Origin of the sequence: Parasphingorhabdus cellanae, assembly GCF_017498565.1 — a bacterium.
Classification (GTDB): domain Bacteria; phylum Pseudomonadota; class Alphaproteobacteria; order Sphingomonadales; family Sphingomonadaceae; genus Parasphingorhabdus; species Parasphingorhabdus cellanae.
Genome location: NZ_CP071794.1, coordinates 3,173,096 through 3,192,442 on the forward strand (window position 1 = coordinate 3,173,096; position 19,347 = coordinate 3,192,442).

Here is a 19,347-nt window from a genome sequence, read left to right on the forward strand (position 1 = left end):
CCCACCCTGATCGATCACCCTGAAACGATCCGTCGGCGGTAAATTTCTCTTTCAAGTAAAATGGTTAAAATATCGTTCGCTAATTATCCAAAGCCCCGCAAATGAGATGGCGACTCCGTATGGAACCTTTACTGGACCCTCAGTTTTTTGGATTTTCTTAGCTGTTATCATTAACAGCGTGAGCACGCCGCCAGCGATCGACATGATCACCAGCATCTCAATTAAAGTCAGCCAATGGAGCCACAACGCAATGGCTGTCAGGAGTTTGACGTCTCCGCCGCCCATCGCGCCGATCGCAAACATTCCGGCAAATATGGTAAACACAATTGTAGCGATGCCAATTTGCCACACCATGTCAGGCCAGAATGCCATGCCACTGGCAATCCAAAAGACCGGTGCACCAAAAGCAATGGCCAAATTCAGCTTGTTTGAAATATGACGGCTCTTGATATCAGTGATCGCAGCGACAATCAGCGCAATTGCCAAGCCGCCCCAGAGCAAGTAGATGAGTTGTTCCCCGTTCATGGGAAACAGCTTTAATAAAAATGCCTTACCAAATAGTAACCATGGTGGCCGGAGCCTATTTTTGAATCGATCAAAACCATCTCTATTTGATCGACGGACTATTCCCAGAGATGCGCAGGAGCTGGAATGGCATGCTCCTGACGGTTGGGCGATCCGGCAATTTGAATGGACACAGGACTGTAAAGAAAGTCGCGGTTCGGTCTTGTTCATGACGGGCCGGGCGGATTTTTACGAAAAATATCTTGAAACATTTAATGATTTTCATGCCGCGGGATGGAATGTGACCTCCCCCGATTGGCGCGGGCAGGGTGGTTCGGGTCGCTGTGGCCCGCATCCTCATGTCGGGCATATTGAGGACTTCGCGATCTGGGTGGACGATTTGCGGGCCTTTTATACAGATTGGCAGGCCAGCCATCCTGCGCCTCATATTGTAATCGGTCATAGCATGGGTGGGCATCTGGTTGCGCGCACCCTTGCTGAACAGCGTATTCACCCCGACGCCGTTATATTGAGCGCACCGATGCTCGCACCGGCGGGCGGTGGCATGCCCGAATGGACCGCTCATTTACTGTCCAAGATCATCTGCGCTCTTGGCAGAGAAAAGCGCCGGGCATGGAAAGTAAGCGAAAAGCCTCTTGAGCCGGAAGTTTTGCGGCAAGGTTTATTGACTCATGATGCAGATCGTTATTCTGATGAGTTTTTCTGGTTTGGAAAAAGGCCGTTTGTACGCCTGGGCCCAGCGAGCTGGCGCTGGGTTGAAAGGGCTTATAGTTCGACACGGCATCTGCGAGATCGAAAGCAGTTAGAGGCCGTTGATATACCCATATTGATGCTCGCTACCAGGACGGATGAGTTGGTTGACCATGCGACGATAGAGCGCGCAGTTCACCTTTTGCCGCATGCCGAGATGAAACTATTTGGCAAAGAATGCGCGCATGAGATTTACCGGGAGGCGGACCCTGTGCGCAATGAGGCCTTGCAGGCTAGTTTTGAATTTCTAGATAGGGTTGCATCATCAAAATGAGCATTTTCCTGCATGAGCCAATATGACGTCGCGATAATCGGAGCCGGAATAGCGGGAGCGAGCATCGCTTCCGAAATTGCCGATCAGTGTTCGGTAGTCATGCTGGAAGCGGAAGACCAGCCCGGCTATCATAGCACTGGTCGATCAGCCGCCTTCTGGACAGAAACTTATGGCGGCCCGCAGGTACAACCGCTGACGACGGCGTCTTATCAATTTCTGAACGACCCAAAGCCTGCATTTTCCGAAACGAGCTTTTTGAAGAAGCGCCGGGCGATTAACATAGCGCGGTCCGATGAACGGCATTTGGTCGATGCGTTTATCGCTGAATTTGCTGGAAGCGGTGTCGCTATGACCCCATGGACCAGAAAAGAGATCATCGAGGTCATGCCCAATCTGAAGACGAATTGGGACCATGCGGTTTATGAACCAGATTGCTGCGATATTGATGTAGCGGGTCTTCACATGGCTTATCTGCGCGATGTGAAGCGCAAGGGAGCAGCACTCTTATGTAGAGCGCGAGCGGAGAAGATCACCCGCAAGAATGCCGCATGGGTGATCGATACTGGTGGCGAAACCGTGCATGCCAAACAGATTATCAATGCGGCTGGCGCTTGGGCGGCGGAGGTCGCGACATTAGCCGGAGCGTTGCCGATCGATATTCAACCGATGCGGCGGACGATGGTGCAACTGAACACTGACCCTCTCTCTTCACCGGATATGCCCTTGGTGGTGGCGCTGGATGGCAGTTTCTATTTTAAGCCCGAGGCAGGCGGGAGCTATTGGCTTAGTCCACATGATGAAACGCCTGTGCCAGCTGGAGATGTTGCGCCGGAGGAATGGGATGTTGCTCTGGCAATTGATCGGTTTCAATCGATCATGGATGTCGAGATCCGCAGCGTGAATCGCAAATGGGCAGGTTTGCGTAGCTTTGCGCCTGATCGGTTGCCGATTTACGGGTTTGACCCTCAGCAGCAGGATTTTTTCTGGTTCGCGGGGCAAGGCGGCTTTGGTATTCAAACGGCTCCGGCGGCCGCCAAATTAGCGAAATCCATTTTTCTGGATGCCGAACGGGAACCATCCGTGCAATCGCTTGATGCCGGACTATATGGCCCCGCCCGTTTTGCGCGCTAAGTAATTTTACAAATTTCCCGTTGCTTACCAAACGGTAACGCGCAATAAATCTGCTGTCCGATTGGGACCGATAAGGGCCAGCATAGGCCTAAAATGGAGACTGATAATATGGCGCATAAATTTGAAATTTATAAAGATAAAAAAGGCGAATTCCGGGTTCGTTTCAAACATAACAGCGAAATCATGTTCTCTACCGAAGGCTATGCGAGCAAGGCCAGTGCCAAAAACGCGATTGCCTCGATCATTAAAAATGGTCCTGGTGCCGAGGTCGAAGATAATAGCTAGGGCTGGAACTAGCCAATAAGTTCAAGCGTTATCCCGGCTTGGGCTGGGATGACGCATATTAATCTCTAAAGGCTGGCCGCGACATTCAACGCGGCATCACTGGCCAGCACATCGGCGCGTTCATTGTCCGCGTCACCGGCATGACCTTTTACCCAATGCCATTCAATATCATGACGTTTTACGGCTTCGAGCAAGTCTTGCCACAGGTCCGCATTTTTAACCGGCTTTTTGGCCGCCGTGCGCCAGCCGTTTCTTTGCCAGTTAAATACCCACTGGGTGATCCCGTCTTTTACATAGGTGCTGTCGATCGACAGCTTAACCTTGCATGGCCGCTTTAACGTATTGAGTGCCTCAATAGCCGCGCGTAACTCCATCCGGTTGTTGGTCGTTTCGGGCTCGCCGCCTGAAATCTCCTTTTCCTTATCACCATAGCGGATCAATGCACCCCAGCCGCCGGGACCAGGATTGCCTTTGCATGCGCCATCAGTGGCGATTTCGACGTAGGAGAGATCACTCATATCTGGAAAATATCCGGATTTTCCTGATAAAATTTCAGGCGGTTGAGAAAGGCCATCGGATCTTTGCGGGTCACCAGTGCATCTGCGGGCGTGTTGATCCAGTCATAAGCACGCGTGAGCATGAAACGCAGCGATGCGCCGCGCGCCAGGACAGGTAAAGCCGCCCGATCTTCCGCGCTCAAATGAAATATTTCGTCATAGCCCGTGATCAAAGCTTCAGAGACAGCTGCATCAAATTTTTCACCATCTTCAGAGAAACACCAAGCGGCATGAGTCACGGCAACATCATAAGCGCGGATGTCGGTACAGGAAAAGTAAAAGTCGATCAGGCCGGTAACCTGATCATCCAGCATCAACACATTATCTGGAAACAGATCCGCATGGATGACGGATATCGGCAATTCCCCTGGCCAATTCTGATCCAGATGATCAAGCTCTTCATCGACAACTACCTGTAGGCCTGGAGCAATGGCGTCCAACTCATTTGGTCCGCAATCTGTTGCCAATTCCCGCCAGGTATCATGGTCCATGCTATTCGCGCGTTTGCCGGTAAAATCGGTTAGGGCATTGTGCATCTCGCCCAAGGCCTTGCCGGTTGCCCGTGCTTGCAGCGGCGTTGGCGTGGTGACCGAAATGCCAGGCAGGAATTTGATGAGGCAGGCCGACTTGCCGCAAAGTTTCTGTATCTTGATGCCGACACGATCAGAGATCATCGGCGGCACCGGGCAATTTTTATCAGCCAGATGGTCGAGCATCGTTATGAAAAACGGCAGGTCATTGGGGTCAACGCGCTTTTCGTAAAGTGTCAAAATGAACCGGTCTTGTGTCGTTTCAATCAAATAATTACTATTCTCCACCCCTTCGGCAATCCCCTTAGCGGAAACCAGCGTGCCGACATCAAAGCGGGTCAGAAAGTCTTCAATTTCTTCTGCGCTAACCTTGGTGTAAACGGCCATCAGGCGGTTTCGAGCCCGCGCGGCAATTTGAAAACCATGCGTTCGTCGGTGGTTTCCACTTTCTGCTCGTCGACGATGTAATCCTGTTCGAGCCGGCTCACGACTTCCCGTACCAATATTTCCGGTGCAGACGCCCCGGCGGTCAGACCCAGTGTACCAACGCCTTCCATCCAGGCCATGTCAATCTCTTCAGCGCGCTGGATTAAATAGGAGTCGGTTCCCTCTCGCTCGGCCACTTCGACAAGGCGAAGGCTATTGGAACTGTTTGGTGCGCCGATCACGAGCAAGAGGTCACAGGATTTCGCGATGCTCTTGACGGCTTCCTGTCGATTTGAGGTCGCGTAGCATATATCTTCGCCTTTTGGGCCGACGATGGACGGAAAGCGGGCCTGCAGCGCTTCGACAATTGCTCTGGTGTCATCGACCGAGAGCGTTGTTTGAGTCAGAAATGATAATTTGTCCGGATCTGCGGGTTTAAGCGCGGCAACATCCTCGACCGTCTCGACCAAAGTCATCATGCCTTCTTCGACCTGACCGAAAGTGCCGATGACTTCCGGGTGATTTTCATGGCCGACAAAAATAATATGCCTTCCAGCCTCGACCTGCCGCTCTGCCTGACGATGCACTTTGGATACCAAAGGACATGTCGCATCGAGATATTCGAGGCCACGTTCCTCCGCTTTATGGGGAACCGCTTTCGGGACACCATGGGCAGAAAAGACCACCGGAACGCCGTCCGGCACTTCGTCCAGCTCTTCGACAAAAATAGCGCCCAGTTTTTTCAATTCGTCGACAACATAGCGATTGTGAACGATTTCATGACGCACATAAACCGGTGCGCCATATTTTTCGATTGCCAGTTCAACGATTTTTATGGCCCGGTCAACGCCCGCACAAAAGCCGCGCGGTGCTGCTACAAGCAAGCTAATACGGGGTTTTCCTGATTCTGCATGTTTCATAATCGAAGCCTTAATGAAAAACAGACGCGGGGAAAAGCCCGTCTGTTCATCCTATGGATGGTTGCGTGCTCTTAAAGGCATAGATAAGGGTTTCCAAACCCTGAACAAGGACGCAGGTCAACTCTGCGCGAAACGGGACTAAAGGCAAGGAATAAGCATGATACTCAAACGGCGTTTCAATAAGCTACTACTGACGGGTGGAACGGTTTTGGCATTGACAGGCTGCGCTCAAGACGGCGCGCTGGACATAAGCTCGGGTGTCGGCGTTAGCGTGACGCGAACCGGTTGTCCTGCTGTCGCTGTTCCGGATCATACCGGGGATATTACTGTTTTCGATCCCGTTGGCAGCACCAATGCCAGCGCGATTGATGTCGTGGCCAATATTACCAACGTCCGCTCCACCTGTAACAGTGAAGGGGCACGTATATATACCGAAGCAACATTCGACGTTTATGCCCTGCGCTCTCGCCCCGAAGGCGCACGAACGGTTACCGTGCCTTATTTTTCCACGGTGGTTCAAGGTGGAACTGCTGTGGTTGCCAAGCGCGTCAAAAACGTGACGTTGACTTTTGCTGACGGCCAATATCGGGCTTCTGCTTCAGGTAAGGCAGGTTCTTATGTTGATGCAGCGGCGGCTCGTTTGCCCGAAGATGTCATCGAGAGGATTACACGCCGTAGAAAGCCAGGAGACCCTGACGCCGCTTTGGACCCACTGGCGGATCCAGCCGTGCGGGCTGCGGTTGCCCGATCAACCTTTGAGCTTTTGATCGGATTTCAGCTGACCCCGGAGCAGCTGCAATATAACGCGACCCGATAAAGTTTTGGGCCGATAGAGCTCTCAGGCTATATGTAATATTCGGCTCGGCACGACCGGGCTCCATAATCTATTGAAAATTGGGGTAAAGCCATGCTGTTCGATATTTTTCAGCACCACATAAACAAAGCTCTGGACGATTTGGTCGCCAGCGGTGATCTGCCAGCGGATCTGGATCGCAAGAATGTCACTCTGGAGCCGCCGCGCGATCCCTCGCACGGTGATCTATCGACAAACGCTGCGATGGTATTGTCCAAGGCAGCCGGAGCCAAACCGCGCGACTTGGCTGAAAAAATCGTCGAAAAACTAGCGGCGCTGGAAGACGTCAAAGCAGCTGAAATGGCAGGCCCGGGTTTCATCAATCTGCGGGTTAGCGATGCCGTGCTCCTGACGGAATTGAGAGAAATCGAAGCTCTGGGCGCCGATTATGGTCGCTCGACCAAAGGGCAGGGTGTTACCGTCAATGTCGAATATGTCTCGGCCAACCCGACCGGCCCGATGCATATGGGCCATTGTCGCGGCGCGGTGGTCGGTGATGCGCTGGCCGATTTGCTCGAATTTATCGGCCACAAGGTGATCCGCGAATATTATGTGAACGATGCCGGCGCGCAGGTCGATATTCTCGCGGAATCCGTTCACATCCGCTATCGGGAAGCGCTGGGCGAAACGATTTTGGCCATTCCCGAAGGCCTTTACCCCGGAGACTATCTGAAACCCGTCGGCTGGGCGTTGGCACAGCAATATGGCGACAAATATGTTGATGCGCCGATTGATAAATGGCTGCCGATTTTCCGCAAGGCGGCTGTGGCGGGCATGATGGATATGATCCGGGCCGATCTGGCGTTGCTGGGCATCAAACATGATGTGTTCTCATCCGAAGCGGAGCTGCATGCAGCCGGTAAGGCGGACGCCGCCGAAGCGGTGTTGCGGTCTCGCGATCTGGTTTATGATGGCGTCCTGGAAAAGCCCAAAGGCAAGACGATTGATGACTGGGAGGCAGTCGAACTGCCGCTGTTCCGCTCCACGCAATTTGGTGATGATCAGGACCGGCCCATCAAGAAGTCCAACGGAAGTTGGACCTATTTTGGCGGCGACCTCGCTTATCATTTCCAGAAAGCCCAAAAGGCCGATGAACTCATCGACATTTGGGGCGCGGATCATTCCGGCACGGTCAAGCGGATCAAGGCAGCTGTGGCGGCGCTGACCGAAGGCAAAACCAAATTTGACGTGAAGCTGATCCAGATGGTGCGGCTGTTGCGCGATGGCGAGCCGGAGAAAATGTCCAAACGGTCCGGCAATTTCGTCACTATCGCCGATATGGTCGAAGAAGTCGGCAAGGACGCCGTGCGCTTCACAATGCTGACCCGCAAGGCCGATGCGCAGATGGATTTTGATTTTGCAAAGGTCACCGAGGCGTCAAAGGACAATCCGGTATTCTATGTGCAATATGCCCATGCGCGGATTCAATCGACCTTGCGCAAAGCGGCGGACGAAGAAAATATCTCTCGTTCGGCGGACCATCTTGACAAGCTGGGCGCAGAAGAGCTCGACCTCATCAAACAGGCGGCTCAATTCCCGAGAATCGTCGAATCAGCTGCCATGAGCCGCGAGCCACATCGGATCGCCTTCTACCTCAATGACCTCGCAGCGGCGTTTCACGCCTTCTGGAATATGGGCAATGACCGGCCCGAAATGCGGATCATCATGGTGAACGACCCTGCCATGACGTCTGCTAGGCTTTTCTTAGCTAAATATTTAGGGCAAGTAATTAAGAACGGCCTCGCGCTGATGGGGGTCAGTGCCGCTGACAAGATGTGAGCGTTCGAGAATTACTGTGGGGTTAGAATATGTCTGATGTGAATAGCGATAGTCTGGACCTGGACGATGATAATCGCCTGCCATGGCTGGAATCAGCAGAAGATTATGATAGCGAGGATGAATATTCTCCTCTTCGCGTCGCTTTGTTTATTGGTCTGGGCATAGCGCTGCTCGCGGCGATTGTGGGCGGTATTTACTGGATGCAGAACCGCGATGGCGGCGGGTTGAGCGGTGATGGGACACTCATCGCGGCACAAGAAGGCGACTATAAAGTACGCCCTGACGATCCACAGGCCAGACAGTTTGAAGGTGAAGGCGATGCGAGTTTTGCCGCTTCCGAAGGACAGGAAACGCCGGGCAAATTGGGCACGGCTCCGCCAGTGGAAGCACCGATTAAAAAGGCAGCTCCAACTGCGCCATCGGCGCCCGGAAGCGCGATGATTCAGCTTGGCGCATTCAGTTCGACGGGTCAGGCAGACAGCGCATGGTCGGGTTTCTCCCGTCGCTTTGCCGATATTGGCGCTCTGCCGAAGAAGATTGTGCAGGGAACGGTCGAAGGCGGAACCATCTATCGCCTCAACGCCGTAGCGCCGAATGTTTCGGCGGCTCAAAAAATCTGCAATGGCCTGAAAGCCGCTGGTGAAAGCTGTCTTGTCGTCCCGCAATAAGGGCTTCCAAAACTGTAATAATCGGGGACGCGCTGTGGATAACGGCGCTTTCCGCTTTACCGGTCTGCCAATTTTCCGCATGATATGTCTATGATATTATGTGCAAGAATGGGTAGAGTGAGACCATGAAGCCGGTCATTTTTGGTATGTCGGGATTAAGCCTGACCGCTGACGAAAAAGCGTTTTTCAAGGAAAGCGATCCCGCCGGATATATTATTTTCGGCCGGAATATCGAAAGCAAGGACCAGCTGCGCGCGCTGACCGACGAATTGCGCCTGTTGCATGGCCGCGATGATGTAGCGATCCTGATTGATCAGGAAGGCGGACGCGTGGCGCGGATGCAGGAACCGGTCTGGCCCAAATTCCCGCCGGGCGAAACCTTTGACAAGCTCTATGACATCGCGCCAGCGACCGCGATTGAGGCAGCACGCCTGAACGCACAGGCGATTGCCGAAAGCCTTCGTGAAGTTGGCATTACCGTCAATTGCCTGCCGCTGCTCGATGTCCGGCAACCGGACACGGTGGATGCCATTGGCAACCGTGCGATGGGCAGCGATCCGATGCAGGTGGCTGCCCTGGGTCGTGCGGTAATCGACGGGCAGACCAAGGGCGGCGCGGTGAGCGTCGTCAAACATATGCCGGGCCATGGCCGCGCTGTGGTCGATAGCCATATGGAATTGCCGAAAGTAAGCGCTTCTGCCGAAGAACTGGAAACCGACATTGCTCCGTTTCGATCGCTGTCGGATGCACCGATGGGGATGACCGCGCATATTGTCTATACCGCCTGGGATGCAGAGCGCTGCGCGAGCCTGTCATCAACGGTTATCGACAATGTCATTCGCGGGGCCATCGGCTTTGACGGGCTGCTGTTTTCGGACGATCTCGACATGAAGGCATTGAAAGGCGAAGTGCCCGAACGCGCGCGCGATGTGGTCGCGGCGGGCTGTGATATTGCGCTTAATTGCTGGGGCCGGATGGATGAGATGGTCGGCATTGCTAACCTGCTGGGTGAGATTAGCGACAAATCCCGCGAACGGCTGAACAAAGCCATGGCCACATTGGATCAGGCTGGCGAAGAGGTGGAACTGGCCGAACTGCTATCCCGCCGAGACGCATTGTTGGCGGCGGCCTGATGACAGACGGACCGGAAATTATCGAAGAACCCGAAGCAGAAGGCTTTTTCTTCACGAAAGCCGCAAGCGAAGAAGATGCAGCCCTCACGCTCAACATTGATGGATGGGAAGGTCCGCTTGATCTCTTGCTCGCGCTCGCACGCAATCAGAAAGTCGATCTGCGGGAAATATCGATACTGGAGCTGGTTCAGCAATATCTGAAATATATCGCTGACGCGCAAAGTCTGAAGCTGGAGCTGGCGGCGGATTATCTGGTGATGGCGGCATGGTTGACTTATCTCAAATCTGGCTTGCTGCTGCCCAAAGACCCTGAAATTGATCCCTCGCCGGAAGAATTGGCGCTGCGCCTGCAAATGCGGCTGGAGCGGCTCAACGCGATGCGAGAGGCTGGCGCCAGATTGCTGGCCCGTGACCGGATTGGCCGGGATGTCTTTGCTCGCGGAGCGCCTGAAGGCCTGCGGGTTGTGAAAAACCGGCATTGGCAGGCGGAATATTATGATCTGATCTCGGCCTATGGTCGGGTCAAGCTGCGCAGTGTTCCGCCGGTCCATATCGTGAAGCAACGGATGGTGATGACGCTCGAAGACGCGTTGGCGCGAGTGTCTTTGATGCTCGGCGAAGCCATTGACTGGATGGATATCCGGGCCTTTTTGCCCCCCGGCGCTCCACCGCAATTACGCAAATCGGCGCTGGCATCGAGCTTCGTCGCCGCGCTCGAACTGGCGCGGCAGGGAAAATTGGTGCTCAGTCAGGAAGAGAGCTTTGCGCCCCTAAAGTTGAAAGCAAGCAATGATGGATGAGCCGGAAAAAACTGATCGCAGCCTGATCATGGGCATGAATGCCGAAATGGATGAAGGGACAAGAGCCGTTGAGGCGACGTTATTTGCGTCCGAAAATCCGATGACGATTGCGGACATCAAACTTTATGTCGGCGAGGAGGTTGATATTCGTGGCGCGCTTAATGATTTGCAGAATGACTATTCAGGACGCGGTATCTCGCTGATCAAAACCGGCGACCGCTGGCATTTTCAAACCGCTCATGATCTCTCACATCTCCTCCGCCGGGAACGGGCCGAACTGCGCAAACTCAGCCGTGCGGGCATGGAAACGCTGGCGATTATTGCTTATCACGAACCGGTCAGTCGCGCCGAGATAGAGGCTATTCGGGGCGTTCAGGTCGCAAAAGGCACGCTCGATGTACTGATGGAGGCGGGCTGGGTCCGTCCGGCGGGGCGCCGCGAAGTGCCTGGCCGACCACTGATTTACGCCACGACGGCCGAGTTTCTGACCCATTTCGGCCTTCAGAGTCGCAAGGAACTGCCGGGCATTGATGACCTGAAAGCTGCCGGTTTGCTGGATCCGGTGGACCTGGCGCTCGAACGGCTTGAGATGGAAGCAGAAGATGAATTGCCATTGGAACAGGAACTTAACGAAGATGGTGCACAAGAAAATGAGGATGACACTGCCGATTCACTGGAAAACGCAGCGGAAAGCGCCTAAGTAATAGGGATAGATCAGGAGATTTTCGATGCAACCGAGTATTTGGCAGATTTTAATTGTAGCAGCGTTGGTGCTGATCCTGTTCGGTCGCGGCCGGATTTCGGAAATGATGGGCGATGTCGGGAAAGGCATTAAATCCTTCAAAAAGGGCATTACCGAAGAAGAGGAAAGCGTGAAGGCTGCTACCCAGATTGACAGCAAGCCCGCTGATATCAGCGCAGAAAAAGCCACGACATCGGACAAGACCGCTGGTTAAGGCTCTCCCGCTGGGTCCAGGCCGGAACTAGCGGCGCACAAATATGTTTGACCTGTCCATATCCGAGATCGCGATTATCGTGATCATTGCTATTGTGGTCATTGGCCCCAAGGAACTGCCGCGGGCGCTCGCCACAGCTGGTCGCTGGATGGCCAAGGCGCGCGGTGTGATGGGCAATTTCCGTACCGGCTTTGACGCTATGGTCCGTGAGGCGGAATTGCAGGAAATGGAAAAGAAATGGGCATCGGAGAACGAGCGGATCATGCTGGAGCATCCGACCGTTGAGGCCGATGAGCCGCAGATGGAACCATTAGATGACCCGCCAGCAGCTGATAAGAAAAGCGACAGCGGCGATCAGCCTGATCTTCCATTGAGCGGTGACAGTAACGATAGCAGTCCGGAAAAACCCGGCGCATGAACGAGCAATCTTCGCCCGATATGGAAGCCAATATAGACGATAGCAAAGCGCCGCTGATCGAACATCTGATCGAATTGCGCCAGCGTTTGGTCTGGGCCGTCGTTGCTCTGGTCATTGCTTTCGCTGTCAGCTTCTATTTTGCCGATGAGATATTCGGTCTGTTGGTGGTACCTCTAACGGACGCCTTTCCTCCGGGCGAGGGGAAGCTCGTTTTCACCAAGCTCTATGAAGCCTTTTTTGTCGAGATAAAGGTCGCGATGTTCGCTGCGTTTTTTCTTGCTTTTCCAATTATTTCCAACCAGCTCTGGGCTTTTGTCGCACCGGGACTTTATGCGAACGAGAAAAAGGCGTTTCTGCCGTTTCTCTTTGCGACACCGCTGTTGTTCACCGCCGGAGCAGCGCTGGCTTATTATATCGTGATGCCAACGGCTTTCCGGTTTTTCTTGGGTTTTGAAGGCGAAGTGGGCGGTCTGACGCAAGAAGCCTTGCCCGCCATGGGTGATTATCTCGACCTGGTGATGCGGTTCATTCTGGCCTTCGGCGTTTGTTTCCAGTTGCCAGTGTTGTTGTTGCTGCTCAACCGCGCCGGACTGGTGACACGCGAACAGCTTATTGGGCTGCGCCGCTACATGGTTGTCGGAGCTTTCGTATTGGCCGCAATATTGACCCCGCCGGATGTTGTGTCACAGTTTCTGCTCGGCTTGCCACTGATCATGCTTTACGAAGTATCGCTAGCAATCATGTGGTTTACCGAGCGAAAGCGCGCCAAGCAACAGGTCGCAGAATAAGAAGCGGCGGAATAGCAGGCCGATCCGGTGTCATCTATTCGTTGATAACTTCTTCAGCCTCATCGCCGACGGATTCGATGTCTTGACCTGCACCCTGCACAGTATTGCATCCGGCAAGGACAATGGTGGACGAAATGACTATAGTCACAAAAATCTTACGCATTTTACTCTCCTGATGGCCGGGCATTAGGCACCGGCTAATCAGGAAATGCGCAATATAGGCAATTGTTCCGCCGATATCGGCGATGGGAGCCAAATTCGCGTTCGGACGAAACCCTAATTGATTGCGTCTTCACCCGCGCGTCCGACGGACTCAATATCTTCGCCAACGCCTTGTACTGTATTACAGGCAGCGAGAACGAGGGTGGATGAAATTATCAATGATGCCAAAATCTTGCGCATGTTCATTCTCCTGATGAAATAGATTAATCGATCGCCCGTTCGCCAGCACGGCCAACGGATTTAATATCATCTCCAACACCTTGCACAGTGTTGCAGGCGCCCAGCAAGAGCGCCGATGATAGGGCGATAGAAGCGATTATTTTGCGCATAGGGGTAACTCCTGATCCTGCGTTTTCAGCAGGAACACGAAATTACCCCGATTCCTGCTAAAAACTAAATTTTGCGCTGATACGAATATCACGACCTGCCAGCGGTACAAAGTCTTTCGTGAACGAGGCATGACGACGCGCATTCACATCGAAAATATTATTGGCTGATGCGATTAGCGTTACACCGCCTTCTTTGCCCAAAGGCCGCCATGCCGCAGAGGCATTCACCATGGTGAAGCTGTCGGTTGGGGTTTCAAAGGTGGAGACACGGTCCTGGCTATCTGACCATTCGAGCTCAGCGCGCAAGTCCACAGCATCGCTTTGCGCGGAAATACCGCCTAGCAAACGCAAGGGCGGAATTCGCGGAACGGGGCCGCCACCATCCCGGATTTTCGCCCGGACATAGTCGGCAACCCCGTCGGTGACGAATTCAAACCCGCCAGCGCGGGCAACAACGAAGGATGCAGAAGCTTCCACGCCATAATAGGTCGCATCTTCTTGGAAAAACTGGAAAACAGGCAGACCGTCTTCTTCTTCTCCGGTTGCAGTCTCAAAAATATAATCATCGAAAATATTGGCATAGACAGTCGCACTCAGCTGGATATCTTCGGAATTCCAGCGCGCGTAAAGCTCGCCACCCCAGCTTTTCTCGGTGGAGAAATTCGGATTACCGATTTCAAATGCTTGCGTTGCAATATGCGGGCCATTGGAAAGCAATTCTTCCGGTGAAGGCGCGCGTTCAGAGCGAGAGAGATTCACCCCGATCTTAAGTGGGCTGTCATCCGGCGCATAAGCAAAGCCGAGGGCACCAGAAAGGCTGTCGAAACTGCGGTCAAAATTGACGATATTCGATGAGATATCAGTATTGTCAAAACGGCCCGCAACCTCAACCTCAAAATTACCCAGGTCGATTTCTTGAATAGTGAACAAAGCCACGCTTTCTACGCTGTTTTTCGGTACAAAGGCTTCTGCGCCAATAGCGTTGAAATCGCGCACCAATAGCTGCGTACCGATGACACCGCGCCAGCCGTTACGTTCATTCTGAACCAGTTCCGCCCGCGCTTCGATGCCTTCAACCGTAAATACCGTGCCAACTTCATCACCTTCAAATTCGGTATGTTCATAGTCGGAATAGCCAGCGCGCAGGTTGAGCGATTCAAAGAACCCGTCACCCAGATTGACACCGGCTCTCAGGTCCGCGCGAATCTGTTCGAGATCGATGGTGACCGGACCTTCTTCCTCTTCTTCTTCGCCGCCATCTTCATCACCATGGGCATGTTCCGCTCCAGGACGACCGGGAACGCCATATTCAGTATCATAATAGCTGACCGAAAAACCGATATTGCCGCCTTCGCCAATATAGGCGAGGCCGGTCGCCCCACTGATCGTGCGGCTGGCCGTGTTGGCAATTGTACCGCGCTGATTGGCGGTCTCCGTAAGTTCTTCTGCTTCGTCGAGATTACCTTCCTCGGTTTCTTCGGCTGCTTGCGCGAGCACGTCGGCGCGCAGCTCTGGGGCCAGTACAAAACCGGAAATATCAACATCATCGGTATCGCGATAGGCACCGTTAATGTGGAAGACCAGCGTGTCGGTCAACGGCACATCCAGCGAACCGCCGATGCTATAATCATCGGCCGCGCTGCCGAAACCACCAACGGCATCCAGGTGAAAGGCTTCATCGGGGACATCGCGCGGAATACGTTTGTCGATAACATTGACCGCGCCGCCAATCGCATCGCCGCCGAACAGCAATACAGCCGGTCCGCGCAGAACCTCGATACGCTGGGCAGTGAGCGGATCAATCGTGACGGCGTGATCAACAGACGTATTGGATGCGTCCAGCGCACCAATACCATCAGTCAGTACACGGATGCGTGGCCCTTGAAAACCGCGCAATACCGGGCGAGATGATCCCGGTGCAAAACTGGTTGAAGAAACGCCGGGCAATTTGGTCAGGCTGTCGCCAATCTGGCCGCGCAAATCATTGGTTAGCTGATCGCCGGTGAGAACGGATGTGCCTGCCAATATGTCGAGCCTGTCAAGATAAGGCGCCGTCACAACGATCGCATCGTCATTATGAAAATCATCACCGGTTTCGGTTTGTTGACCGGACTGGGCGAATGCCGGGGAAACCGGCAATAATAATAGTGCGGCGGACGTTAGGAATTTATGATGGGACACGGAATACTCTTTTCTTGGTTTCGGGATAGTTGAACGAGCGAATAATCCAGATGATATGTTATATCAATTCCAAAATAACATATTCGCCAAGGTGATGTAAATTTGATACATATCGGCTTTCTGACGAGGAGAGGACATTATGACTCAATGGAAAGAAGACGGTTATCACAGCGTAACGACCTACTTGACTGTCGATGATGCGGCCGCCGCTATAGAGTTTTACAAAAAGGCCTTTGGCGCAGAGGAAATCATGCGCATGCCGATGGGCGATAAAATTGGCCATGCAGATATTTTAATTGGCGATAGTCATGTGATGCTGGCCGACGAGTTTCCCGATATGGACAAGCTTGGTCCCAAGGCGAGGGGCGGCGCCACCAGCAGCCTGATGATCTATGTCGAAAATGCTGATGCCGCTTTCGATCAGGCGGTTGCAGCGGGCGCGACTGCGGTGCGGCCAGTGGAAGACCAATTCTATGGTGATCGTTCCGGTTGGGTGAAAGATCCGTTCGGCCATGAATGGACCTTGTCCACGCATATCGAAGATGTCAGTCCAGAGGAGTTGAACAGGCGGATGGCAGAGATGATGGCCGAGGGGGCTTAGTAGCCCATAGAAATCGTCACCCTGAACTTGATTCAGGGTCCAGAGTGATAGTCACCGCGATCCGCTCTGGACGCTGAATCAAGTTCAGCATGACGAATAAAAAAATCTGGTTTAGTGTCCAGAAAATGACCTTCACCAAAAAAATCCTGCTGCTCGGTTCGGGTGAACTGGGCCGCGAATTTGTCATATCTGCGAAACGTCTCGGCGCCTATGTGATCGCCTGTGATGCCTATGCCGCCGCGCCGGCGATGCAGGTCGCCGACACGCATGAAGTATTCTCGATGCTCGATGGAGAAAAGCTGCGCGCCGCGATTGCAAAGCATCAGCCTGATCTGATCGTTCCGGAAGTTGAGGCCATCCGCACCGAAATCCTATCGGAGGTGGAGGCGGAAGGCTTCAATGTTGTGCCATCTGCACGGGCTACGCAGCTGACAATGAACCGCGATGCCATTCGCGATGTCGCCGCCCAAGAATTAGGTTTGACCACCTCGCGCTATCATTACGCCGAGAGCTTTGCCGAAGTGCAGGCCGCAGCCGATGATATCGGCCTGCCGCTGGTGATCAAGCCGGTGATGTCCTCTTCCGGTAAAGGACAGAGCAAGGTTGATAGGGCTGATGCGCTGGAAACTGCCTGGAATTATGCCGTCGACAATATGCGCGGCGACCGTGCCCGGGTGATTGTCGAACAATTTATCGACTTTGATTATGAAATCACCCTGTTGACGGTGCGGACGAAAGACGGCGTGCTCTTTTGTCCACCCATTGGCCATCGACAAGAACGCGGCGACTATCAAGAAAGCTGGCAACCCGCCGCGATGACAGGCGATGCGCTGGCCAAGGCACAGGATATGGCGCGCAAGGTGGTCGACAATCTCGCCGGGGGCGGCAAGGGATGGGGCCTATTCGGCGTCGAGTTTTTCATTACCAAGGATGGCGAAGTTATTTTCTCCGAACTCAGCCCGCGCCCACATGATACGGGTATGGTTACCCTGATCGGACAGAATTTGAGTGAATTCGACCTCCACGCCCGCGCCATCATGGGGCTGCCGATCCCGCACATCGCCCTGACCGCACCAGCCAGCGCCAGCGCCGTCATATTGGCGGATCGCGACAGTGACGCCTTTGCCTTTACCGGGGTTGAGCATGCCTTGGCTTTGGGCAACGAAGGCGCGGAAGTGGACGTGCGGATTTTCGGAAAGCCGATAACGCGGCCTTATCGGCGCATGGCTGTGGCTCTGGCAACCGGCGCAGATAGCAATGCAGCGCGGGCGCTGGCGAAGCAGGTGGCTGATAGGGTTGTGATTTGTGAAACAGAGCCAGGTTAACATCGTATCTAGTCGTTTCGACTAGATACGTCCTCAATTACTGATGATAGTTTCGTAGCGACAATCAGGAGTCGCTCCCATGAACCAGATTAATCCAGACAGTTTCATAGCGCAAAACACCACCACTTTACCTCCAGCCGACGCCGCGCGTATTGAAAATAGCGGTTTTACCTTCGCCGAGCCCGGCCAAGGCATCTCGCAAGACCAATGGATTGATCAAGCCCGTATCAGCGATAATCCAGAGGTGCGGGCGCAATATGATGCATTTGTTCAACTGGCTGGGGGACGAACGGATAATCCCGCGATCAAACAGGTCATGCAGCGCTATCATGCATTGATAACCGCTGAAACTGCGTCGGAACGCATCGCGGCAGAACGGAATTGGACAGAGCAGATATCGACCACGCTGGGTCAGTTTGATCCGCTCAATCGGCTATTGGATGCTGTGCAACCTCAATTGGCCGACCTTGGCCGAACTGCTGGTCTGGAAAATACTGAATGGGGTGAGAGCCTGCAGCGGACATTAGATACGCCAGGCACAATGAGCGCGTTTCGCAATGGATTATCGGCAGGTATGCTTGATGGTGCCCAGGATATGGTCGTAGGCATCGCGACGCTGGCGGGACGGACGCTGCAATATGGTGCAGACAATAGTCTTGCCGGTCATGCTGGCGATTATCTTCGCGGCGTGACAGGCGCGCTACCCGATTTTGCCGAAACCATATTGCCATCGGCCGCACGGGGCCAGGAAAGCACGGCTGCGCTTGGCCAGATCGGCAGCAATATTGGTACTTATATGGCGGCAATTGCTCAGGATCCCGGCAAACTGCCAAGCGATGTATTAAACGCTATTGACGGCGCATGGGACAGCTTGCGGGACAGCCATGCGGCGGCCGCGGCGCAAGGCCCTGAAGCAGAAGCGCAATGGTGGGGACAAACGATCGGACGTGTCACCTTTGAAGTTGCAGCGACGCTGGTTCCGGTAGCCGGTCAGATCGGCAAGGTGGACACAGTCGCGGATACCGCCCGGGCTCTGGATGGTATCGGTGATGCAACCCGATTGGCCAACCGGCTTGATGAGATTGGCGATGTCGCGCGGCTGGACAGTCAATTGGCCGCTTCAGCAAGAAATCTCTCCGATGAAGCGGCGGGGACCATTCGTAATGTCAATCCCGGGCATCCGATGCCAGGACGAACACAAAATTGTGTTAATTGCTCGATCGCCACTGATGCCACATTAGATGGGCGCGCATCAGCGGCGATGCCGTCGTCGGGACCAGTTGGACTAGACGTTCTGCAAACGAGATTCGGGGCCCAATTTAGTGGCGCAATGACAGAGGCGTCAATCACCGCAACGATGGAAGCCGCCGGAAATGGCGCGCGCGGCATTGTGTTTGGATATCGCGGTCCTAATCAAGTTGGCCATGTTTTCAATGTCGTCAATCAAAACGGCACCATTCGTTTTCTTGATGGCCAAATTGGTCAACAGGCTGTAACCTCGGGTTATAATAGCCTACATTTGCTGCGGACAAACTAATGATCGACAAGACTGAAGCCCAAAGGATAGCGGACCAGCATCTGGCCGAATTATCTGAATCTGCAAAAACAGAGTTGGTGTTCACAGATGTTCAGGAGCAGGACTGGGGCTGGCTCTATTTTTATCAGTCTGCTAGTTTTGCGGAAACCGGTGCAATTGGTGATATGCTGGCTGGCAACGCCCCCTTCATTGTCGCACGGGAAACAGGCATGGTGACCACTCTGGGCACGGCTAAGCCGGTGGAAGACTATGTTGCGGATTATGTTTCGGCGCATTCATAAAGCCTGAATGTCCCGGATGAATTATCAGTTATTGACATCTCGTTGATCTTCTCGCTCATAAGCAGCCAGAAAAACAAC

Annotated in this window: 24 protein-coding genes; 16 read left to right on the forward strand and 8 right to left on the reverse strand. The window is 53.7% G+C overall.

The genetic code is table 11. The features are described from left to right. Window positions 1-51: 51 nt before the first annotated feature. Entirely contained in the window at window positions 52-525 is a 474-nt protein-coding gene (locus J4G78_RS15195) for an A24 family peptidase (RefSeq protein WP_207987368.1), read from the reverse strand. Between the two features lie 61 nt (window positions 526-586). Between J4G78_RS15195 and J4G78_RS15200 the strand changes: the two genes are divergently transcribed. The 3 genes from J4G78_RS15200 to J4G78_RS15210 all read left to right on the forward strand — a co-directional run bounded on the left by J4G78_RS15200 (window position 587) and on the right by J4G78_RS15210 (window position 2,965). Further along, window positions 587-1,549 (forward strand): alpha/beta fold hydrolase, encoded by a 963-nt coding sequence (locus J4G78_RS15200; RefSeq protein ID WP_243457124.1) that lies wholly within the window; start codon window positions 587-589, stop codon window positions 1,547-1,549. 12 nt (window positions 1,550-1,561) lie between these two features. Then, on the forward strand, window positions 1,562-2,680 hold the full coding sequence (locus tag J4G78_RS15205; RefSeq protein WP_207987370.1) for an NAD(P)/FAD-dependent oxidoreductase: 1,119 nt from the start codon (window positions 1,562-1,564) through the stop codon (window positions 2,678-2,680). Window positions 2,681-2,788: 108 nt separating this feature from the next. Beyond that, the gene (locus J4G78_RS15210; RefSeq protein ID WP_207987371.1) at window positions 2,789-2,965 is read left to right on the forward strand and encodes a YegP family protein; all 177 of its coding nucleotides are present in this window, start codon (window positions 2,789-2,791) and stop codon (window positions 2,963-2,965) included. A 65-nt stretch (window positions 2,966-3,030) separates the two neighbouring features. Here the strand turns inward: J4G78_RS15210 and rnhA are convergent, their stop codons facing one another. From rnhA to ispH, 3 genes are read right to left on the reverse strand one after another with little or no spacing between them, the layout of a single operon-like run. Then, a complete protein-coding gene (rnhA, locus tag J4G78_RS15215; protein WP_207987372.1) occupies window positions 3,031-3,483 on the reverse strand; it encodes a ribonuclease HI in 453 nt (150 codons plus the stop codon). Beyond that, a complete protein-coding gene (gene thrB, locus J4G78_RS15220; protein ID WP_207987373.1) occupies window positions 3,480-4,439 on the reverse strand; it encodes a homoserine kinase in 960 nt (319 codons plus the stop codon). The genes rnhA and thrB overlap by 4 nt, the downstream gene beginning before the upstream one ends. Next, window positions 4,439-5,398: a 4-hydroxy-3-methylbut-2-enyl diphosphate reductase gene (gene ispH, locus J4G78_RS15225; RefSeq protein ID WP_207987374.1), complete on the reverse strand. Its 960-nt coding sequence runs from the start codon at window positions 5,396-5,398 to the stop codon at window positions 4,439-4,441. The genes thrB and ispH overlap by 1 nt, the downstream gene beginning before the upstream one ends. A 157-nt stretch (window positions 5,399-5,555) precedes the next feature. Here ispH and J4G78_RS15230 point away from each other — a divergent pair, with 157 nt between their 5' ends. The 9 genes from J4G78_RS15230 (at window position 5,556) to tatC (ending at window position 12,793) form a co-directional block, all read left to right on the forward strand. Beyond that, window positions 5,556-6,215: a hypothetical protein gene (locus tag J4G78_RS15230; protein WP_207987375.1), complete on the forward strand. Its 660-nt coding sequence runs from the start codon at window positions 5,556-5,558 to the stop codon at window positions 6,213-6,215. 90 nt (window positions 6,216-6,305) lie between these two features. After that, the gene (gene argS / locus J4G78_RS15235) at window positions 6,306-8,030 is read left to right on the forward strand and encodes an arginine--tRNA ligase (RefSeq protein ID WP_207987376.1); all 1,725 of its coding nucleotides are present in this window, start codon (window positions 6,306-6,308) and stop codon (window positions 8,028-8,030) included. 29 nt (window positions 8,031-8,059) lie between these two features. Beyond that, window positions 8,060-8,698, forward strand: a complete 639-nt coding sequence (locus J4G78_RS15240; RefSeq protein ID WP_207987377.1) for an SPOR domain-containing protein — start codon at window positions 8,060-8,062, stop codon at window positions 8,696-8,698. Between the two features lie 125 nt (window positions 8,699-8,823). Beyond that, complete coding sequence (gene nagZ, locus J4G78_RS15245) at window positions 8,824-9,831, forward strand: beta-N-acetylhexosaminidase (protein ID WP_207987378.1); 1,008 nt, start codon at window positions 8,824-8,826, stop codon at window positions 9,829-9,831. Continuing rightward, on the forward strand, window positions 9,831-10,631 hold the full coding sequence (locus J4G78_RS15250) for a segregation and condensation protein A (protein ID WP_207987379.1): 801 nt from the start codon (window positions 9,831-9,833) through the stop codon (window positions 10,629-10,631). The genes nagZ and J4G78_RS15250 overlap by 1 nt, the downstream gene beginning before the upstream one ends. 34 nt (window positions 10,632-10,665) lie before the next feature. Continuing rightward, a complete protein-coding gene (scpB, locus tag J4G78_RS15255) occupies window positions 10,666-11,331 on the forward strand; it encodes an SMC-Scp complex subunit ScpB (protein WP_207990776.1) in 666 nt (221 codons plus the stop codon). 28 nt (window positions 11,332-11,359) lie between these two features. Next, on the forward strand, window positions 11,360-11,587 hold the full coding sequence (locus J4G78_RS15260) for a twin-arginine translocase TatA/TatE family subunit (protein ID WP_207987380.1): 228 nt from the start codon (window positions 11,360-11,362) through the stop codon (window positions 11,585-11,587). 43 nt (window positions 11,588-11,630) lie between these two features. After that, on the forward strand, window positions 11,631-12,005 hold the full coding sequence (gene tatB, locus J4G78_RS15265; RefSeq protein WP_207987381.1) for a Sec-independent protein translocase protein TatB: 375 nt from the start codon (window positions 11,631-11,633) through the stop codon (window positions 12,003-12,005). A gap of 20 nt (window positions 12,006-12,025) precedes the next feature. Continuing rightward, window positions 12,026-12,793 (forward strand): twin-arginine translocase subunit TatC, encoded by a 768-nt coding sequence (gene tatC, locus J4G78_RS15270; RefSeq protein ID WP_207990778.1) that lies wholly within the window; start codon window positions 12,026-12,028, stop codon window positions 12,791-12,793. 34 nt (window positions 12,794-12,827) lie between these two features. On the opposite strand, the gene J4G78_RS15275 is transcribed toward tatC, so the two are convergent. The 4 genes from J4G78_RS15275 to J4G78_RS15290 all read right to left on the reverse strand — a co-directional run bounded on the left by J4G78_RS15275 (window position 12,828) and on the right by J4G78_RS15290 (window position 15,525). Beyond that, window positions 12,828-12,956, reverse strand: coding sequence for an entericidin A/B family lipoprotein (locus J4G78_RS15275; protein ID WP_207987382.1), 129 nt, complete (start codon window positions 12,954-12,956; stop codon window positions 12,828-12,830). Between the two features lie 113 nt (window positions 12,957-13,069). Next, window positions 13,070-13,195: an entericidin A/B family lipoprotein gene (locus J4G78_RS15280; RefSeq protein WP_207987383.1), complete on the reverse strand. Its 126-nt coding sequence runs from the start codon at window positions 13,193-13,195 to the stop codon at window positions 13,070-13,072. Window positions 13,196-13,218: 23 nt separating this feature from the next. Then, entirely contained in the window at window positions 13,219-13,344 is a 126-nt protein-coding gene (locus J4G78_RS15285; protein WP_108810735.1) for an entericidin A/B family lipoprotein, read from the reverse strand. 57 nt (window positions 13,345-13,401) lie between these two features. Beyond that, window positions 13,402-15,525, reverse strand: a complete 2,124-nt coding sequence (locus tag J4G78_RS15290; protein ID WP_207987384.1) for a TonB-dependent receptor — start codon at window positions 15,523-15,525, stop codon at window positions 13,402-13,404. A gap of 139 nt (window positions 15,526-15,664) precedes the next feature. Here J4G78_RS15290 and J4G78_RS15295 point away from each other — a divergent pair, with 139 nt between their 5' ends. From J4G78_RS15295 to J4G78_RS15310, 4 genes are all read left to right on the forward strand, one after another. Beyond that, window positions 15,665-16,126, forward strand: a complete 462-nt coding sequence (locus J4G78_RS15295; protein WP_207987385.1) for a VOC family protein — start codon at window positions 15,665-15,667, stop codon at window positions 16,124-16,126. Between the two features lie 125 nt (window positions 16,127-16,251). Further along, window positions 16,252-17,451: a formate-dependent phosphoribosylglycinamide formyltransferase gene (gene purT / locus J4G78_RS15300; protein ID WP_207990780.1), complete on the forward strand. Its 1,200-nt coding sequence runs from the start codon at window positions 16,252-16,254 to the stop codon at window positions 17,449-17,451. Window positions 17,452-17,530: 79 nt separating this feature from the next. Next, a complete protein-coding gene (locus J4G78_RS15305; RefSeq protein WP_207987386.1) occupies window positions 17,531-18,988 on the forward strand; it encodes a toxin glutamine deamidase domain-containing protein in 1,458 nt (485 codons plus the stop codon). Continuing rightward, on the forward strand, window positions 18,988-19,269 hold the full coding sequence (locus J4G78_RS15310) for a YrhB domain-containing protein (protein ID WP_207987387.1): 282 nt from the start codon (window positions 18,988-18,990) through the stop codon (window positions 19,267-19,269). The genes J4G78_RS15305 and J4G78_RS15310 overlap by 1 nt, the downstream gene beginning before the upstream one ends. The last annotated feature ends 78 nt before the right edge of the window (window positions 19,270-19,347 follow it).

Coding starts and splice junctions, on each gene's coding strand:
- J4G78_RS15195 (WP_207987368.1), bottom strand. CDS start 525: ATGAACGGGGAACAACTCATCTACTTGCTCTGGGGCGGCTTGGCAATT.
- J4G78_RS15205 (WP_207987370.1), top strand. CDS start 1,562: ATGAGCCAATATGACGTCGCGATAATCGGAGCCGGAATAGCGGGAGCG.
- J4G78_RS15210 (WP_207987371.1), top strand. CDS start 2,789: ATGGCGCATAAATTTGAAATTTATAAAGATAAAAAAGGCGAATTCCGG.
- rnhA (WP_207987372.1), bottom strand. CDS start 3,483: ATGAGTGATCTCTCCTACGTCGAAATCGCCACTGATGGCGCATGCAAA.
- thrB (WP_207987373.1), bottom strand. CDS start 4,439: ATGGCCGTTTACACCAAGGTTAGCGCAGAAGAAATTGAAGACTTTCTG.
- ispH (WP_207987374.1), bottom strand. CDS start 5,398: ATGAAACATGCAGAATCAGGAAAACCCCGTATTAGCTTGCTTGTAGCA.
- J4G78_RS15230 (WP_207987375.1), top strand. CDS start 5,556: ATGATACTCAAACGGCGTTTCAATAAGCTACTACTGACGGGTGGAACG.
- argS (WP_207987376.1), top strand. CDS start 6,306: ATGCTGTTCGATATTTTTCAGCACCACATAAACAAAGCTCTGGACGAT.
- J4G78_RS15240 (WP_207987377.1), top strand. CDS start 8,060: ATGTCTGATGTGAATAGCGATAGTCTGGACCTGGACGATGATAATCGC.
- nagZ (WP_207987378.1), top strand. CDS start 8,824: ATGAAGCCGGTCATTTTTGGTATGTCGGGATTAAGCCTGACCGCTGAC.
- J4G78_RS15250 (WP_207987379.1), top strand. CDS start 9,831: ATGACAGACGGACCGGAAATTATCGAAGAACCCGAAGCAGAAGGCTTT.
- scpB (WP_207990776.1), top strand. CDS start 10,666: ATGAATGCCGAAATGGATGAAGGGACAAGAGCCGTTGAGGCGACGTTA.
- J4G78_RS15260 (WP_207987380.1), top strand. CDS start 11,360: ATGCAACCGAGTATTTGGCAGATTTTAATTGTAGCAGCGTTGGTGCTG.
- tatB (WP_207987381.1), top strand. CDS start 11,631: ATGTTTGACCTGTCCATATCCGAGATCGCGATTATCGTGATCATTGCT.
- tatC (WP_207990778.1), top strand. CDS start 12,026: ATGGAAGCCAATATAGACGATAGCAAAGCGCCGCTGATCGAACATCTG.
- J4G78_RS15275 (WP_207987382.1), bottom strand. CDS start 12,956: ATGCGTAAGATTTTTGTGACTATAGTCATTTCGTCCACCATTGTCCTT.
- J4G78_RS15280 (WP_207987383.1), bottom strand. CDS start 13,195: ATGCGCAAGATTTTGGCATCATTGATAATTTCATCCACCCTCGTTCTC.
- J4G78_RS15285 (WP_108810735.1), bottom strand. CDS start 13,344: ATGCGCAAAATAATCGCTTCTATCGCCCTATCATCGGCGCTCTTGCTG.
- J4G78_RS15295 (WP_207987385.1), top strand. CDS start 15,665: ATGACTCAATGGAAAGAAGACGGTTATCACAGCGTAACGACCTACTTG.
- purT (WP_207990780.1), top strand. CDS start 16,252: ATGACCTTCACCAAAAAAATCCTGCTGCTCGGTTCGGGTGAACTGGGC.
- J4G78_RS15305 (WP_207987386.1), top strand. CDS start 17,531: ATGAACCAGATTAATCCAGACAGTTTCATAGCGCAAAACACCACCACT.
- J4G78_RS15310 (WP_207987387.1), top strand. CDS start 18,988: ATGATCGACAAGACTGAAGCCCAAAGGATAGCGGACCAGCATCTGGCC.